This window comes from Amphritea atlantica (assembly GCF_024347255.1).
GTDB lineage: Bacteria > Pseudomonadota > Gammaproteobacteria > Pseudomonadales > Balneatricaceae > Amphritea > Amphritea atlantica.
The window spans coordinates 2439745-2455353 of record NZ_AP025284.1 but is presented as its reverse complement, the minus strand read 5'-3'; the positions used below and the strand labels follow the sequence as shown (position 1 = coordinate 2455353).

19 protein-coding genes are annotated in these 15609 nt (G+C 50.7%); 9 read left to right on the top strand and 10 right to left on the bottom strand.

Annotation, left to right across the window (positions count from 1 at the left end):
• Positions 1-48: 48 nt before the first annotated feature.
• The 4 genes from OCU43_RS11230 to nhaC all read left to right on the top strand — a co-directional run bounded on the left by OCU43_RS11230 (position 49) and on the right by nhaC (position 4868).
• On the top strand, positions 49-1251 hold the full coding sequence (locus OCU43_RS11230) for an MFS transporter (protein ID WP_091358900.1): 1203 nt from the start codon (positions 49-51) through the stop codon (positions 1249-1251).
• Positions 1252-1463: 212 nt separating this feature from the next.
• A complete protein-coding gene (locus OCU43_RS11225; RefSeq protein ID WP_091358902.1) occupies positions 1464-2564 on the top strand; it encodes a malate dehydrogenase in 1101 nt (366 codons plus the stop codon).
• Positions 2565-2645: 81 nt separating this feature from the next.
• Positions 2646-3050 (top strand): secondary thiamine-phosphate synthase enzyme YjbQ, encoded by a 405-nt coding sequence (locus OCU43_RS11220; protein WP_091358904.1) that lies wholly within the window; start codon positions 2646-2648, stop codon positions 3048-3050.
• A gap of 306 nt (positions 3051-3356) precedes the next feature.
• Positions 3357-4868 carry a Na+/H+ antiporter NhaC gene (gene nhaC, locus OCU43_RS11215; RefSeq protein ID WP_091358906.1) on the top strand — a complete coding sequence of 504 codons (1512 nt, stop codon included), beginning with the start codon at positions 3357-3359 and terminating at the stop codon, positions 4866-4868.
• A 94-nt stretch (positions 4869-4962) separates the two neighbouring features.
• Here the strand turns inward: nhaC and OCU43_RS11210 are convergent, their stop codons facing one another.
• From OCU43_RS11210 to OCU43_RS11175, 8 genes are all read right to left on the bottom strand, one after another.
• On the bottom strand, positions 4963-5517 hold the full coding sequence (locus OCU43_RS11210) for a chemotaxis protein CheW (RefSeq protein ID WP_091358908.1): 555 nt from the start codon (positions 5515-5517) through the stop codon (positions 4963-4965).
• 11 nt (positions 5518-5528) lie between these two features.
• Positions 5529-6305: a hydroxypyruvate isomerase family protein gene (locus OCU43_RS11205; protein ID WP_091358910.1), complete on the bottom strand. Its 777-nt coding sequence runs from the start codon at positions 6303-6305 to the stop codon at positions 5529-5531.
• 41 nt (positions 6306-6346) lie between these two features.
• Complete coding sequence (locus OCU43_RS11200; RefSeq protein ID WP_091358911.1) at positions 6347-7267, bottom strand: NAD(P)-dependent oxidoreductase; 921 nt, start codon at positions 7265-7267, stop codon at positions 6347-6349.
• Between the two features lie 13 nt (positions 7268-7280).
• A complete protein-coding gene (locus tag OCU43_RS11195; protein ID WP_091358913.1) occupies positions 7281-7616 on the bottom strand; it encodes a TusE/DsrC/DsvC family sulfur relay protein in 336 nt (111 codons plus the stop codon).
• A complete protein-coding gene (gene tusB / locus OCU43_RS11190; protein WP_091358915.1) occupies positions 7616-7909 on the bottom strand; it encodes a sulfurtransferase complex subunit TusB in 294 nt (97 codons plus the stop codon). The genes OCU43_RS11195 and tusB overlap by 1 nt, the downstream gene beginning before the upstream one ends.
• 2 nt (positions 7910-7911) lie before the next feature.
• Positions 7912-8280 carry a sulfurtransferase complex subunit TusC gene (tusC, locus tag OCU43_RS11185; protein ID WP_091358916.1) on the bottom strand — a complete coding sequence of 123 codons (369 nt, stop codon included), beginning with the start codon at positions 8278-8280 and terminating at the stop codon, positions 7912-7914.
• 2 nt (positions 8281-8282) lie between these two features.
• Entirely contained in the window at positions 8283-8675 is a 393-nt protein-coding gene (tusD, locus tag OCU43_RS11180; protein WP_091358918.1) for a sulfurtransferase complex subunit TusD, read from the bottom strand.
• A 96-nt stretch (positions 8676-8771) separates the two neighbouring features.
• Complete coding sequence (locus OCU43_RS11175; protein WP_091358921.1) at positions 8772-9452, bottom strand: Bax inhibitor-1/YccA family protein; 681 nt, start codon at positions 9450-9452, stop codon at positions 8772-8774.
• 199 nt (positions 9453-9651) lie between these two features.
• On the opposite strand from OCU43_RS11175, the gene OCU43_RS11170 reads away from it, so the two are divergent.
• The 3 genes from OCU43_RS11170 to OCU43_RS11160 all read left to right on the top strand — a co-directional run bounded on the left by OCU43_RS11170 (position 9652) and on the right by OCU43_RS11160 (position 12623).
• Positions 9652-10437, top strand: coding sequence for a pseudouridine synthase (locus tag OCU43_RS11170; protein ID WP_091358923.1), 786 nt, complete (start codon positions 9652-9654; stop codon positions 10435-10437).
• Between the two features lie 182 nt (positions 10438-10619).
• The gene (gene mtnN / locus OCU43_RS11165) at positions 10620-11378 is read left to right on the top strand and encodes a 5'-methylthioadenosine/S-adenosylhomocysteine nucleosidase (protein ID WP_091358925.1); all 759 of its coding nucleotides are present in this window, start codon (positions 10620-10622) and stop codon (positions 11376-11378) included.
• Between the two features lie 63 nt (positions 11379-11441).
• Entirely contained in the window at positions 11442-12623 is a 1182-nt protein-coding gene (locus OCU43_RS11160; RefSeq protein WP_091358927.1) for a pyridoxal-phosphate-dependent aminotransferase family protein, read from the top strand.
• 68 nt (positions 12624-12691) lie between these two features.
• On the opposite strand, the gene OCU43_RS11155 is transcribed toward OCU43_RS11160, so the two are convergent.
• The gene (locus OCU43_RS11155; protein WP_091358929.1) at positions 12692-13228 is read right to left on the bottom strand and encodes a TlpA family protein disulfide reductase; all 537 of its coding nucleotides are present in this window, start codon (positions 13226-13228) and stop codon (positions 12692-12694) included.
• 98 nt (positions 13229-13326) lie between these two features.
• Here OCU43_RS11155 and OCU43_RS11150 point away from each other — a divergent pair, with 98 nt between their 5' ends.
• Both OCU43_RS11150 and OCU43_RS11145 read left to right on the top strand, forming a co-directional pair.
• Positions 13327-14190: an NAD(P)-dependent oxidoreductase gene (locus OCU43_RS11150; RefSeq protein WP_091358931.1), complete on the top strand. Its 864-nt coding sequence runs from the start codon at positions 13327-13329 to the stop codon at positions 14188-14190.
• 198 nt (positions 14191-14388) lie between these two features.
• Positions 14389-14532: a hypothetical protein gene (locus OCU43_RS11145; RefSeq protein WP_175483535.1), complete on the top strand. Its 144-nt coding sequence runs from the start codon at positions 14389-14391 to the stop codon at positions 14530-14532.
• Positions 14533-14622: 90 nt separating this feature from the next.
• On the opposite strand, the gene OCU43_RS11140 is transcribed toward OCU43_RS11145, so the two are convergent.
• Positions 14623-15585, bottom strand: a complete 963-nt coding sequence (locus OCU43_RS11140; protein ID WP_091358933.1) for a DUF1853 family protein — start codon at positions 15583-15585, stop codon at positions 14623-14625.
• Positions 15586-15609: the final 24 nt, after the last annotated feature.

Sequence of the window (15609 nt, the reverse complement as noted above, 5' to 3'; positions counted from 1 at the left end):
TAGCTGATATAAACATCAAATTAATAGCGCCAGGAAGACAGCAGGCCTATGCACACTGAAGCCAGAGGTTCGTCACTGAGGCAGATTCCCCGCGGGATCTGGATACTCGGTTTCGTCAGTCTGTTGATGGATTTTTCATCCGAAATGATCCATAGCCTGTTGCCGATGTTTATGGTGACAACATTGGGGGCCAGCGCGTTTGCCATCGGCATGATCGAAGGCCTGGCCGAATCCACGGCTTTGATCGTCAAAATTTTCTCCGGCTCCCTGAGTGATTATCTGGGCAAACGAAAAGGGTTAGCTGTACTCGGATATGGTCTGGGGGCGCTCTCCAAACCTTTGTTTGCGCTGGCTCCGGGAATAGGTGTATTGCTGTCGGCTCGCCTGCTGGATCGGCTTGGCAAGGGGATTCGTGGCGCGCCACGGGATGCTCTGGTTGCCGATATATCGCCTGCTCATCTTCGGGGTTCTGCCTTTGGCTTGCGTCAGTCCCTTGATACGGTAGGGGCCTTTCTTGGACCGCTGCTGGGGGTGGGCCTCATGCTGTTGTGGGCCAATGACTTCCGGGCGGTGTTCTGGGTCGCGACTATTCCTGCGTTTGCCGCCGTGGGGCTGCTGATTTTTGGCTTACATGAACCAGCCCCCACCGATACCAAACCACGCCGCAATCCGATCCGCCGGGACAGTCTTCAGCGACTCAGTCAGTCATATTGGTGGGTGGTGGGTATTGGCGGGTTATTTACCCTGGCCCGGTTCAGCGAGGCGTTTCTGGTATTGCGGGCGTTGCAGGCGGATATCCCTGTAGCATTCGTACCTCTGGTGATGGTGGTTATGAGTCTGGTTTATTCACTGTCAGCGTATCCGTTTGGCAAGTTATCTGACCGGATCAGTCATACCCGGTTACTGACCATTGGGTTGCTGGTGCTGATTGCTGCCGACCTGGTGCTGGCGAGTGGTGGGCACTGGGTAGTTGTGTTGCTGGGGGTGTCACTCTGGGGGCTGCATATGGGGATTACTCAGGGGCTGCTCTCTACCATGATTGCCGATACCGCGCATGCTGAACTGCGCGGCACCGCCTTTGGTATATTTAATCTGGTTGGCGGTGTTGCGATGTTACTGGCCAGTGTTATCGCTGGATTGCTATGGGATCATTACGGCGCATCGGTAACATTTTATGTCGGGGCAGGGTTTTGTGTTGTGACGCTTATTTGCCTGATGGGGAATTGGGCCCGGCTTAAAGAGCAGCACTGAAGCGTTGGTCTTTGCTTCCTCAAGAGTGACTCTTTAGTGTTGCATTGGAGTCGTTTTCTGGCAGTCTTGCAGCAAATTTTTGCGGTATTCTAACTATATATCTATCTGTTATAAATAATCCTCATTGGGTAGTAGTTACATCCGAAACCCATTGATTTATACTTTTGTATAAGAGTTAGCTCTCATAAGTATATAACAAAAGGTAATAAGCCATGAGAAGACCCGTACGGATTGCTGTTACTGGTGCGGCAGGTGCAATCAGTTACAACCTGTTGTTTAAAATTGCTGCAGGGGAAATGATGGGCCGCGATCAGCCGGTTATCCTTCAACTGATTGAGATTCCTGATGCCATGGAGGCGCTTCGTGGTGTGGCGATGGAGCTGGAGGATTGCGCTTATCCATTACTGCATACCATAACCCTTCACGATAATGTCGAAGAGGGTTTCAGCAATTGCCACTATGCGCTGTTGGTAGGTGCCCGTCCCCGGGGACCCGGTATGGAGCGTAGCGATCTGCTGGAAGTTAACGCAGAGATTTTTGCCCGTCAGGGTAAGGCGCTGAATGATTTTGCCAACCGTGACGTTAAAGTTCTGATCACCGGCAACCCGGCGAACACTAACGCATTGATTGCCAGCCGTAACGCACCCAAGCTCAGCCCCTCGCAGTTTACCTGTCTGACACGCCTGGACCATAACCGCGCTAAAGGTATGCTGGCCAGCCAGTGTGGTGTTACCGCCCGTGATATTCAGAATATCATTATCTGGGGTAACCACTCTCCGACTCAGTACCCGGATCTGCATCATGCAACTGTCTTTGGTGAGCCTGCTATGGGGCAGATCGATACCTCCTGGTATCGCAATGAGTTTATTCCCCGTGTGCAGGAGCGGGGTAGCGAGATCATCAAGGCACGTGGATTATCCAGTGCTGCATCGGCTGCGCAGGCAATTGTTGATCAGATGCATAACTGGACTCAGGGGACTGATCCCGGTGAAATCGTCAGCATGGGCATACTGAGTGATGGTAGTTACGGCATTGAAAAGGGGGTTTTCTTCTCCTTCCCGGTGCGTTGTAACTATGGCCGTTATCAGATTGTTCATGGACTTGAGATCAGTGATTTCAGCCGTAAGAAACTCACCGCCACCGAGCTTGAGTTACTGGAAGAAAAAGCGGTCGTTGAGCATCTGTTGCCGAAAGAGACTGAAGAGTCTCACATGAACCTGACTATCTGTCTGAAATCGGGTGTCACGCTATACGCCGATGGCACAGGGCCTAGTCAGGAAAGTAAGTTTATGAGCAATAACCGGGTGCTTTGATCCTGATAAGATCGGTTTAAAGCGACTCCAGGCCCTGCCAGAATTACACTGGTGGGGCTTTTTTATGATGGATATTTCACTATGGTCGAGATAATCAGGATAGAAACCCGGGGTCAGGGATTATATGAATTTACGGATCAGCTGAGGCAGCTACTGAACAGCAGTGGGGTTCGGGAGGGGTTATGTACTCTGCTGATTCAACATACCAGTGCCAGTCTGACGATTCAGGAAAATGCCGACCCCAGCGCACAACAGGATCTGGAAAACTGGTTGAACCGTCTGGTGCCCGAGGGCGATCCGCTCTATACCCATGTATTTGAAGGGCGGGATGATATGCCGGCCCATATCAAAGCCGCACTTACCGCAACTACCTTATCGATTCCGGTTAGTGAGGGGCGTTTGCTGCTTGGAACCTGGCAGGGAGTGTATTGCTGGGAGCATCGTCATGACCGGCAGATCAGATCTGTTGCGGTACATATCGGTTAGCCATCTGTCAGCTCTGATGTCATTCTGGTTGCCACGCTTTGAACCGAAGCGAGTATTGTTATTTTCGTCTATTTTCCTACAAATAGTCTGTATCTCTCAATAAAAGCTTATATATAGTCATAAATGTAAATGAATATAGGTTTTTAGAGCCATATCCTAGTCTAATTGTCTAATAATTAAACAGGTCGGGCTAACAAAAATAATATTCAGATTTGATCAACAGAAAAGCCTCATAAACACCAGTCTAAAAGACTCTTAGCCTGATTGGTGGAGTGTTGTGATATCTGTCAGAAGAGAGATACGCTCATGAATGACCATCTGCAAGTTTCTGACGTGAAAAAACCCGGGCTGGGATTAGCTCTGATTCCCGTTGTTCTGACTCTCATGGTGCTGGGTATACAGCTGTTCTATTTTGGTGATTTTACCCCTCATATTCCTCTGGCCATCGGTTTAGCGATAACTGGTTTGGTGGGCATCAGGCTGGGCCTTAAGTGGAAAGATATAGAGGAGGGGGTTTTTCATGTCATTCATGTTTCGTTGCCCTCGGTTTCGGTGCTGATATGCGTGGGGATGATTATCGGCGTCTGGATTGCCAGTGGTACGGTGCCAACGCTGATCTATTATGGCCTGACGCTGTTGTCTCCTCAGATATTCCTGGCCGCGGCTATGGTACTTTGCTCAGTAGTATCCCTATCCCTCGGCACTTCCTGGGGAACAGTTGGAACTGTGGGGCTCGCCCTGATGGGGATTGGTGCAGGTTTTGATATTCCGGTGTACTGGACTGCAGGTGCAGTCGTTTCCGGAGCTTTTTTCGGCGATAAAGTTTCACCTCTCTCAGACACCACTAATCTGGCACCCGCTGTTACCGGCACGGATGTTTTTTCACATATCAAAAACATGATGCCGACCACTATACCCTCAATGCTGATCGCTTTTACTATTTACTTAATTGCAGGTTTTACCCTGATAGATGGTGAGGGAGCATCCTTTGAAAAGATCAATGCGATTACGGCAGCACTTGACGCTAACTTTACCATCTCGGCCTGGCTGCTGCTTCCAGCGCTACTGGTTATCGTCCTGGCTGTTAAGCGTATGCCGCCGATTCCTTCGCTGTTTGCCGGTGTTCTGGCGGGGGCTGTTGCAGCGATGATCACTCAGGGGGCTGGCATCCATCAGTTGCTGACCTTTGCCAATAGTGGTTACTCCATTGATACGGGTATCAGTACCATTGATAGTCTTTTAAACCGTGGCGGCATCCAGTCAATGATGTGGACCATCTCGCTGGTGCTTATCGCCCTGGGGTTTGGTGGTGCGCTTGAGAAAACCGGTTGTCTGGAGGCGATTATTGCCGCCATTATGACGAAGGTTAAAGGGTTTAAAGGGGTCCAGACTGCTGCGGTCTGCACTTCTATATCGACCAACCTTGTTGCCGGGGATCCCTACCTGTCAATTGCTCTGCCGGGTCGCATGTATGCGCCGATCTACCGGGGAATGGGCTATTCAACCCTTAATCTTTCCCGGGCAATTGAGGAAGGTGGTACGCTTATTTCGCCGCTGATTCCGTGGAATGCCGGTGGTGCGTTTGTGATTAGTGCGCTGGGGCTGGGCATTGCGGATGGTCATGTAGAAAACCTGCTGTATATCCCACTGGCATTTGCTTGCTGGGTGTCGCCTGTTATAGGTCTGATCTACGCACAGACAGGTTTATTTTCACCTAAAGCGACTGATGCTGAGCGCCTTATGTGGGAGCATCAGGGAGAGATTATCGCGACTGAAATGGTCGAGGATGGTTTTGTTGAAAGGGAAGTGACCGTATAAGTCTGGACGATCATCGTACTGTTGAAACCCCGGAATATCCGGGGTTTTTTATGCGTGCACTCTTTCCAGCTTATCTGTGAAAGTGGTGGTTGCGCTACTGTTCCTGCTCTGGCTGAACGGCCTTAAAGCCTGCCAGCATGCGGTCAAGATCCAACAGAATGATTAACTGTTCTTCCCGATAACAGACTCCCTGGACAAACTGGCGCTGGCTGTCTTCGCGTAAGACTCCGGGGGCTCTCTCGGTTTCGCTTTCGGGCAGGTTGAGAACCTCATCTACACCATCGACCAGAATCCCGAGTACTTCCTGATCTTCGAACTCAACCACCACGATGCGGGTGTTGTGATCGATCTCTTTGTCTTCAAGCTTAAACAGTGTACGTGAGTTAATCACAGTGACGACGCTGCCGCGCAGATTGATGATGCCGAGAATGCCCGCGGGAGCACCTGGAACCGGCGTTATATCGGTGAAGCGCAATACCTCTTTAACCTGCATAACATCGATGGCATAAAGTTCATCGGCTATCGAAAAGGTTGCCCATTTGCGATAAGCCTCCTGAGTTTCACCATTTTTCTTATGCTGCTCATAAACATTGTTACTGAGCTCTGCCTGAATCTGCTGTAGTTGTTTAGCTGCGTCTTCAAGACCCATAGATTACTCTCTTATGCTATCTGTTCTAGCCAGCTAAGACTTTCAGTCGTGCTGACAGAGGGATTATATTCAAGGCTTGTTACACCAGAGTATCCCATATCATCCAGAGCTTTAAAAATATTGCTGAAATTTAGTTCACCAGTTTGGGGTTCATGCCTTCCGGGAACATCAGCAAACTGTATATGGCCGATTCTGTGCAGGTTTTTGCGCAGGGTCTGAATCAGGTTTCCCTCCATTATCTGCATATGATAGATATCGTATTGCAGCTTGATATTGGTATGGCCAACGGCCTCAAAAAGTGCAAATGCCTGACGGCTGTTGTTGAGGAAAAACCCGGGAATGTCCTGTGTATTGATCGCTTCAGTGAGCAGCTGAATTCCCGCCTTGTCGCACTCTTCGGCACAGAAGCGGAGGTTAGCGATAAAGGTTTTTTCAGCCAAAGCATAGTCACAATTTTCAGGAACTATGCCGGATAATATATTGATATTACGGCACTTTAATTTATCTGCATACTCAATAGCGAGCGCTGCACCCTGACGAAACTCGGCGATTCTGTCTGGATGACATGCGATGCCCCGATCACCGGCAAGCCAGTCGCCGGCGGGGGCGTTAAGCAGGATCAGTTGCTGTTTATGTTGCTCTAAAAGATCAAGAATATGATCAGCGGGCAGTTCATAAGGAAACTGAATTTCGACCTTGCTGAATCCTTCTGCCGCCGCAGCGGCGAAGCGCTCAGTCAGGGGAACCTCAGTGAAAAGCATACTCAGGTTAACGGCAAAATCGGGCATGGTATATCTTCCTGCTAAGCGTTCGGGTTATTGGGTCCGGGTCAGGTGTGATCAGCTGAATCGTAGGGTGAGGTTGTAGCCTTATTATTCAGTGTGCGGTTGCCGTTGAGTCTCTCAAGTTGCAGTAATAAGCCGCTGTGGTCGACCTCCTCAAGACCGTTGTTAACCAGATTCTGATACTGGTCATAGGTCTGCTGCACCAGCGGCAGATATAGCGCTTCGGCCTGGGCCGTATCGAGAATAGTGCGCAGATCCTTCAGTTGCACCCGGGAGGTGGCGCCGGGATTAAACTCCCGGTCTATCATTCGCTGACCATGCAGTTCAAGAATCCTACTACTGGCAAAGCCTCCCAGCAGGGCTTCACGCACAGCGGCGGGATCGGCTCCCCCCTGTGCAGCCAACAGCAGCGCTTCAGCAACTGCCCCGATGGTAATGCCAACAATCGCCTGGTTGGCGCATTTGGCCAACTGGCCCGAGCCTGCGGGGCCGATATAGGTCGCTTTGCCCAGGGCTGTAAACAGGGTGTGGCAGCGATCGAAAACCGTTTTCTCTCCACCCGCCATAATGGCAAGGGAGGCCTGTTGTGCGCCCACCGTACCGCCCGATACCGGGGCATCCAGATAGTTGACGCCGATATGTTTAAAGCGGGCGAAGTGTTGTTTGGCCAGTTCCGGGGGAATAGAGCTCATATCGATAACCGTACTACCGCGTTTAAAACTGGCAGGTTGCCCGGTATTAAACAGCACCTGATCCACGATCGGGCCATTTTCCAGCATGGTAATGGTAATATCCGCATCAGCGATCGCCTGAGCGGCCGTGTCCGCAACCTCCGCACCATAACTGATCAGGGCTTCAGCCTTGCTGCGGGTGCGATTCCAGAGCGTCAGTTTATAACCCGCATTGAGCAGATTGATAACCATTGGCCGGCCCATCAGGCCTGTTCCGAGAAACGCTATTTTCATCGGCAGGGTTCCGTTATAAGCAGTTAGTTGGTTTTGGCAAGCCGGCTATCTTGCTGGCAAGTTTTGCCGGGCTTCCCGGAAAGAGAGACATCAGATAGATACTTTTACCTTTATCGCTGCCCAGTTGTGCGGCGACCGCTTTGATCAGAGGGCGCATGGCAGGGGACATCTCATAGGTTTGATAAAATTCACGCAACAGGTGCAGAATCTCCCAATGGGCGTCAGTTAGCTCAATCCCTTCCTGCTGAGCCAGCTGCATAGCCGCCTCTTTGCTCCAGTCTTCCAGATTGCGCAGGTAGCCTTCGTTGTCGATGGCGATGGCCTGGCCGTTTACATCGAGATTTTCCATCAGAACCAGCTCACCACTTTGCCATAACGACAACTCAGTTCGACGAAACCGTCATAGTCAATAGGGCGAAATTCCTGATTGAGCTGTTTCAGGCCCCGGGCTTCGGCATCATTCTCCAGCAGATAGCATTGCACCGAGCCAGGCAGGCGGGTGAAAAGTTCGGCATAACCCTGTAGTGCTGCATAAACGCCGTTCTCAATCAGCAGCAGGGCATCACCCTCGCTTACGGCTGACAGGCTATCGATGAGGGCGCTGCTCTCCGATGGGGTTTTGTTAATCAGGTGTAGTGTCATAATCAGAAGCTCAGAACCTGGTCCTGTTGTTTGATCAGAGCGGTAATACCGTTCTGATCCAGCAGGGTAATATTTAATCGTATATCAGCAGGACAGATGCCCCGTTGTTCCAGTGCCTGGCGACAAACATAGAGTCTGTCAATATCATACATCTCCAGCATTGCAAGGTTTGCAGAGAGGTTTTTCTGACCAATCTCAGAGGCGTTGTGTTCAGGCAAAAGTTGCAATACGCCGTCGCCCATAAACAGCAGGCTCAGGGGTTGTTCAAAGACTGAGATTGTTAGCGCGACATCCAGGGCATCCCGGGCGGCGCTGCTACCATAGGGAGCCTTACGATTGATAATCAGAAATGATTTTTTAGTCTCACTCATTATCAGGCTCCAAAGGTGACGACACGGTCGGAGAGGATACCCGCTTCAGCCAGCTGACCCAATCCTGAGAGAGTAAAGCCGGAACTGAGATTATGGCCGCTCTTTTCATAGCGTCGGGCTTCATTTTCATCGAGAACCCCACGCCGGACTGCGGCTGCGATACAGACCACCAGGTCCAGTTCATGCTCGCGGGCCAGCGCCGTCCATTCGGTCGGGATATTGATTTCGTCCTGCGGCGGGGCAGCCAACGCTGAACCACTGTGAACACCATCCGCGTAAAAAAACACCCGATGTATCCTATGTCCGAGTTTTAAAACGCTTCTGCAAAACTGCAAAGCGCTGGCTGACGCCTGGGAGCTATAGGGAGCCCCGGTAACAACGATTGAAAAAATCATAATAGTGATGTCTGTAAACTAAAAAGCCCTGCAATCTTATCAGGATTGCAGGGCTTTGTGTGTTGTTTTCAGCAGGTGAAAACTAAACAGAAACGCTTAGTCGTCGCTCAGAAAGCCTACCAGTTGCAGCAGGTGGATGAACAGGTTGAAGATGCTTGTGTACAGGCTGACCGTGGCCATAATGTAGTTGGTATAGGTGCCATTCACTATGTTACTGGTGTCATAGACAATGAAGCCGGACATCAGCAGTACAACCGCAGCGGAAAACGCCAGGTTAAGCGCAGGGATGTGGATGCCGAAGAATGGCAGGGCGATCAGCACTACCATGGATACCAGCACAACCATTAAGCCTGCAGCCAGGAAACCACCCATAAAACTAAAGTCTTTCTTGCTGGTGAGGACATAGGCTGAAAGACCCAGGAAGGTCGCTGCAGTCATCCCCATCGCAGTCATGACGATCTGGCCGCCATTGTTCATGGCAAGATAGGCATTCAGGATCGGACCCAGGGCAAAGCCAAACAGGCCGGTGAATACAAACACCAGCGGCAGTGCCGCCGCACTATTCTGTTTTTTAGCGATAACAAAGGTGAGGATCATACCCACGATCATCGCCCCCAAAGCTAAGATCATCGGCGGATTAATGACCATGGAGATACCGGCGGTCATCGCGCTGAATACCAGAGTCATGGCAAGCAGCAGGTAGGTGTTTCTTATCACCTTATTGGTTGCCAGAACCGACTGTTCTGAACGGACGGTCATTGTATCGATATTACGCATTTTATCCCTCTGAATATTAAGGCTTTAGGTGCCGTTTAAAGTTATAGGATACTGTATATATATAGGTTTTTTTCGGTATTTCAACCATACAGGTATTACGTGTTAATAGGTATGACTGGATCATCTTATATAGGTTCATAGGCAATCAGATGATTTATTGTTAAGCTGCGCGCCTTGATCAGATCAGGTAAGTATCACGATGTATCCCATCCATATTCTTTTTGAAGATGAACACTTTTTCGCAATCGATAAGCCCGCCGGCTTGCTGGTACACCCCAGTCCTATCGAGCGCCGTGCCCCCAATGCGGTTGCGCTGATTCGCGAACAGCTGGGGATTAAAGCCTTTACGGTGCACCGTCTCGACCGGCCGACCTCCGGAGTGCTGATCTTTGCTAAATCCTCAGAGGCTGCGAATAAGCTCAATCTCTGTTTTGCTGAACGCCGGGTGCAGAAAACCTATCTGTGCGTCTGTCGGGGGTATACAGAGGAGCAGGGGGTAATCGATTATCCCCTGAAAGAGATTATTGATAAGGTGGCTGACAAGATGGCTAATCCGAATAAGCCAGCAAAAGATGCCGTAAGCCGCTATCGTCGCCTGGCCACTGTCGAGCTGCCTATTCCTGTCAGCAAATACCCTGCGGCGCGTTATTCGCTGGTTGAAGTTAAACCGGAAACCGGACGCAAACACCAGATTCGTCGTCATCTGAAACATATATTTCACCCTCTGGTGGGGGATACGCAGCACGGCGATGGCAAACATAACGCGCTGTTTCGTCACCATTTTGGTCTGGATCGGTTGTTGCTGATGGCCACCAGACTGGAGTTTGTTCACCCCTTTACTGATGAGAATATTGAGATCAATGCGCCGGTGTCGCCCTGGGTGGATCAGCTCTTTACACAGTTTGGCTGGCAGGGGCACTATCCGGCAGCCGCCAATTCAAGCCAGGAGGCCAGTGTCCCTGAAAGTGAACCCCGTTTTTGGTAGCTGAACGGTGTCCTGAAACTGTGCGAATTGGCGTTGTGTCGTTCAGTGGCAGCAAGACTCGAATAATACTGATGGTTTTATTGTCTTTTTCTGCTTTTTGACTATTGTCCACCGGTTTAATTTGCGTATCCTTAACCCTTAAAAATACGCACTTTTACACTAGCCGTGATGGAATCACCTGAATGACCAACAACACCTCCTTTGCTGAGCGCCTGCACGCTCAGTCTGATCAGCTTAAAATCGGTATTATCGGCGCTATGGACGAAGAGGTCGAACTACTGAAACAAACACTGGAGGGACGTCAGGAGCATACGATTGCCGACTATAGCCTCTACACCGGCACTATGCATGGTATCCAGGTAGTCCTGCTCAAGTCTGGAATTGGCAAGGTCAATGCTGCGATCGGCACAACGCTGATGCTGCAGGAGTTTCAACCTACCTGTGTGATCAATACCGGGTCTGCCGGCGGTTTTGCTTCTGAGCTGGATGTGGGTGATGTAGTGATCTCAACTGAAGTCCGTCACCATGATGTGGATGTTACGGTGTTTGGCTACGAACATGGTCAGGTTCCCGGATTGCCCGCCGCTTTTATTCCCGATAATTTTCTGTCGGATGTTGCCCAGCGCTGTATCTCCCGCATGGCGGACATTAAAACCGTAAGAGGGTTGATTGCTACCGGCGATTCATTTATGAACTGCCCTGAGCGGGTCGCCAAAACCCGCGAGCATTTTCCGACCATGAAGGCGGTTGAGATGGAAGCCGCAGCGATTGCACAAACCTGTTATCAGTTTGATGTTCCCTTTATTGTGATTCGGGCACTGTCCGATATCGCCGGTAAAGAGTCTAACCTGTCGTTTGATCAGTTTCTGGTGGTTGCTGCGAAGCACTCGGCGGAGATGGTTATGGCGATTGTTCAAACCATTGCGGATGAAGCAGCCTGATCGTTCCGCTGGAATAACAGGTAAACAGACACTCAGTACAGTAATTACAAAAGGCAACGGACTATGACCACCTCTTTCTATCCCCCCCAACGAACGCTGATGGGGCCCGGCCCCTCTGATGTACATCCGCGGGTTCTGGCGGCACTTTCCCGGCCAACCATCGGCCATCTCGATCCTGAGTTTATTCGCATGATGGACGAGGTAAAGCAGATGTTGCAGTACGCTTTCAAAACCGAAAGCCCGCTGACAATGCCGATCTCAGCGCCAGGGTCTGCCGGTATGGAGGCCTGTTTTGTAAACCTGGTCGAGCCGGGTGATAAGGTGATCGTCTGTCAGAATGGTGTGTTTGGCGGGCGGATGAAAGAGAATGTTGAGCGCTTCGGCGGCACAGCGATTATGGTTGAGGATGACTGGGGTAAGCCGGTGGATCCAGCCAAAGTGAAAGCCGCTTTTGCAGCGCATTCTGATGTTAAAATTCTGGCTTTTGTTCATGCAGAGACCTCTACCGGCGTTCTGTCTGATGCGAAAACGCTGTGTCAGATCGCACAGCATCATGGTGCACTGACGATTGTCGATACGGTGACATCGCTGGGCGGCAGTGAGCTGGATGTTGATGGCTGGGGCGTCGATGCGGTCTATTCCGGAACTCAGAAATGTCTCTCCTGTCCGCCAGGGATCTCCCCCATCAGCTTTAATCAGCGTGCTATCGAAGTGATTGAAAAGCGTCAGACTAAAACTCCCAGCTGGTTCCTGGATCAGAAACTGGTGATGGGTTACTGGGGTGGCGGTGCGAAACGAGCATACCACCACACGGCTCCGGTTAATGCGTTATACGCTTTTCATGAGTCGCTGGTGATGCTGGAAGAAGAGGGGCTTGAGAATGCCTGGGCACGTCACCGTCATCACCATAATGCGTTGCGCGATGGTCTGGAAGCGATGGGCATCGGATTCCTCGTAGAAGAGCCTTACCGCCTGCCACAGCTTAACTCGGTCTTTGTGCCTGAGGGGATCGACGAAGCGGAGGTGCGTAGCCGTCTGTTAGCCGATTACAGTCTGGAAATCGGAGCCGGGCTTGGAGCTCTCGCTGGTAAGGTATGGCGTATCGGTCTGATGGGGGCTGCGTGCAATAAGAAGAATGTACTGCTCTGTCTGAGTGCGCTGGAAAATACCTTGTCGGCGATGGGGGCAGATATCCCTACAGGCAAGGCGATTGCGGCAGCACAAGCGGTCTATAACGCGAATTGATTTAACAGCAGAAGCCCGATGCCTGAACGCTGCGCTTGTCCGTAATCCGAAACGGCGGGAAAGCTGTTTTAATGTTCGGTCATCAGGCTGCTCATCAGTTGGCGTACCGCTTTAATATTTTCCGGGTGATCCCACTCCCGCGCGCCGCTAATGGTTTCAATCTGCATGCCGCTGGCATCAAGCAGAAAGCTGGAAGGCATCCCCTCAATGCCCAGCTGAGTAAAGGCACTGCCTTTATCATCAAGATAGACGGGCAGGTCGAAATCGAAAGTTTGCTCCTCTAGAAAACTGTTAACTGTGGCTGCGGTTTGTCCCAGATTAATCAGTACAACTTTGAATTCACTGGGGTCAAATTGCTGCTGTAGTCGCTGTAATGAAGGCATCTCTTTAACGCAGGGGGGGCACCAGGTCGCCCAGAAGTTAACCAGTACCAGGCCGCCCTTATGCTGATTCAGATTGGCCGTATTACCCTCAAGATCGGTCACCCTGAGTTTGTCGTAAAATGATTCTGTGGCCGATACCGGCGGTGCCAGCGTGCACAGCAATAGCAAAAGCGTGCCGATGAAAAGGGTTGCTGGTCGCCGAGTATATTTGTCAGATTGCATCACATGACCCTGAAAATTAGAGGTGTTTCAATATATACCATTAGCATAGAATACCCTGATCATAGCAATAGTCAGCCCTTGGGTGGAGAGGAAAACGTATGAAAGTTGCATTTATCGGTCTGGGAGTGATGGGCTATCCGATGGCTGGTCATCTGGCCAATGCGGGTCATGATGTCACTGTCTACAACCGCACAGCGACAAAAGCTGAGCAGTGGTGTCAGCAGTATAAGGGAAACCGGGCAACCACTCCGGCTGAAGCGGCGCGCAATGCAGAGATTGTATTTACCTGTGTTGGCAATGATGACGACCTGCGGCAGGTGGTTGCAGGGCCTCAGGGGGTATTCAGCAGCATGGCTCAGAATGCCATTCTGGTTGATCACACGACGGCATCTGCCGAAGTCGCCCGTGAACTGGCGGTTATCGCTGCCGACAAAGGGCTTCAGTTTCTCGATGCTCCGGTATCCGGTGGCCAGGCCGGGGCTGAAAACGGTGTTCTCAGTATCATGATTGGTGGCGAGCCCGCGGTGTATGAACGAGCGGCGGCGGTTATTGATTGCTATGCAAAATCTGCCAAATTACTCGGCCCGGCAGGCAGTGGTCAACTGGCCAAGATGGTTAATCAGATCTGTATTGCGGGGCTGGTCCAGGGGCTGGCTGAAGGAGTTCATTTTGCAAAACAGGCTGGCCTTGATGCCGCCGCTGTGTTTGATGTTATTCAGCATGGAGCTGCGGGGTCATGGCAGATGGTTAACCGTCATCAGACTATGATTGATGATCAGTTTGATTTCGGCTTCGCCGTCGACTGGATGCGTAAAGATCTGAAAATTGCATTGGATGAAGCACGCAGTAATGGTGCTCAGTTGCCAGTAACTGCGCTGGTTGATCAGTTCTATTCAGAGGTGCAGAAGATGGGTGGCAATCGCTGGGATACCTCCAGTCTGGTGAAACGGCTCGATTCTTAATCTGTCCCGAAACCTTAGCTGCCAGGCGGTTTTCAAAACCAGGGTTGGGTAGATAGGCGTCTGCCTGAAATTTATTAATAGATCTTTTTGACTATTGTGCCTGAGGGTGGATGCTCTATAATCGCGCCCTATAACTAAAACAGATAAACCTGAAATTATACGTAATCATTGATTACGATAACCCATGAGGACAGTTCTATGGCCGATAAATACACTATGATCTCTTTCGCACCCAGCATGGCAATTGTTGCTGCAATGGTTGTTGGAACCTTCGTTGCTATTTACTACCTGCGTAAATGCATTGCCAAAGACGCTGCTAAAGCCGCTCAGCGCGCTGAATAATAAGCCGTCTTTTTGAAAAGAGCAGCTCCTGGCTGCTTTTTTTGTGCCTGCTGTTTTCTGTCGGGTGGGGGTACGTAGTGCAGATCGGGGTCAGATCTGCAAGTTCCAGTTATCAGGCACAATAAAACCCCGGTCAGCTTCATGCCAGCGACTCTCTTTAAACACCAGGCGGGCGATCAGCATCGGTGTGGTAATGCTACGATCAGTTATCTCTGCAAGCTCAGCACGCGACAGGGTTTCCTGAAAACAGCAGCGGGCCAGGGCCAGCCAGCGGGGCTTCATCAGAACAATATACTGATAATGGTCCCCCAGAGCATCCGTTTCAGAAGCTCTGATCCACCAGCCTTTAAGATGATCCGGGTTGACCGGGGCAGGAGGGTTGTATGCCTGCCACTGGGCGAAGGGGTAAAACAGATAGCCCCGTAGTAAGAGTGAGTGTCGGTCAGGCAGAAGCCCCAGCTCCATCGCCTGAGTTTTTCCGGCATCGGTTTTCGACAGCTGCAGCTGATGTTCGGTGAGCCGTTGCCATTTACGATCCAGTCGGTCAGAGCGGTTAGGGCCGATGAAGTCCTTCAGATTGCAGTGGTTTACATCAGTGGTTGTGCACAGATAAAACTTTACTGCGGCTTCAATATGCACGTTGATGCTGTTCTGCAAAGCCATCAGGAAGTCATATTCACCGACGGTAGCTTTCTCTCTTGATACTTGTATATTGTATTTAAGTTCAATGGGTTGAGTGAAAGTTTTTATGTAAAATCTTACCAGATCTTCGAAATAATAGCCGAGCCTGAACTGCGCCTGTTGGCGCAACTCATCTATCAGTGGCTGAGGGTTTTGATCCAGTCTGGCAAGGTGTGAATCGATCTCTGGGATATTGAAAAGCCAGTCGGAAGATTCGTTGTCCGGAGGAGTCATTAGTGAAGGGCTGTAGATCAGCCAGTGCAGATCGCGGATCACTTCCTGCTGATACACTGAGCCTGACTCAAGGATGGTGGATTTCGAAATGGAACCCTTCGCTGAGTGACCGATGTTATGGCTGCGATTTTTGCCCATAAATCATATATTCACATTGATGTG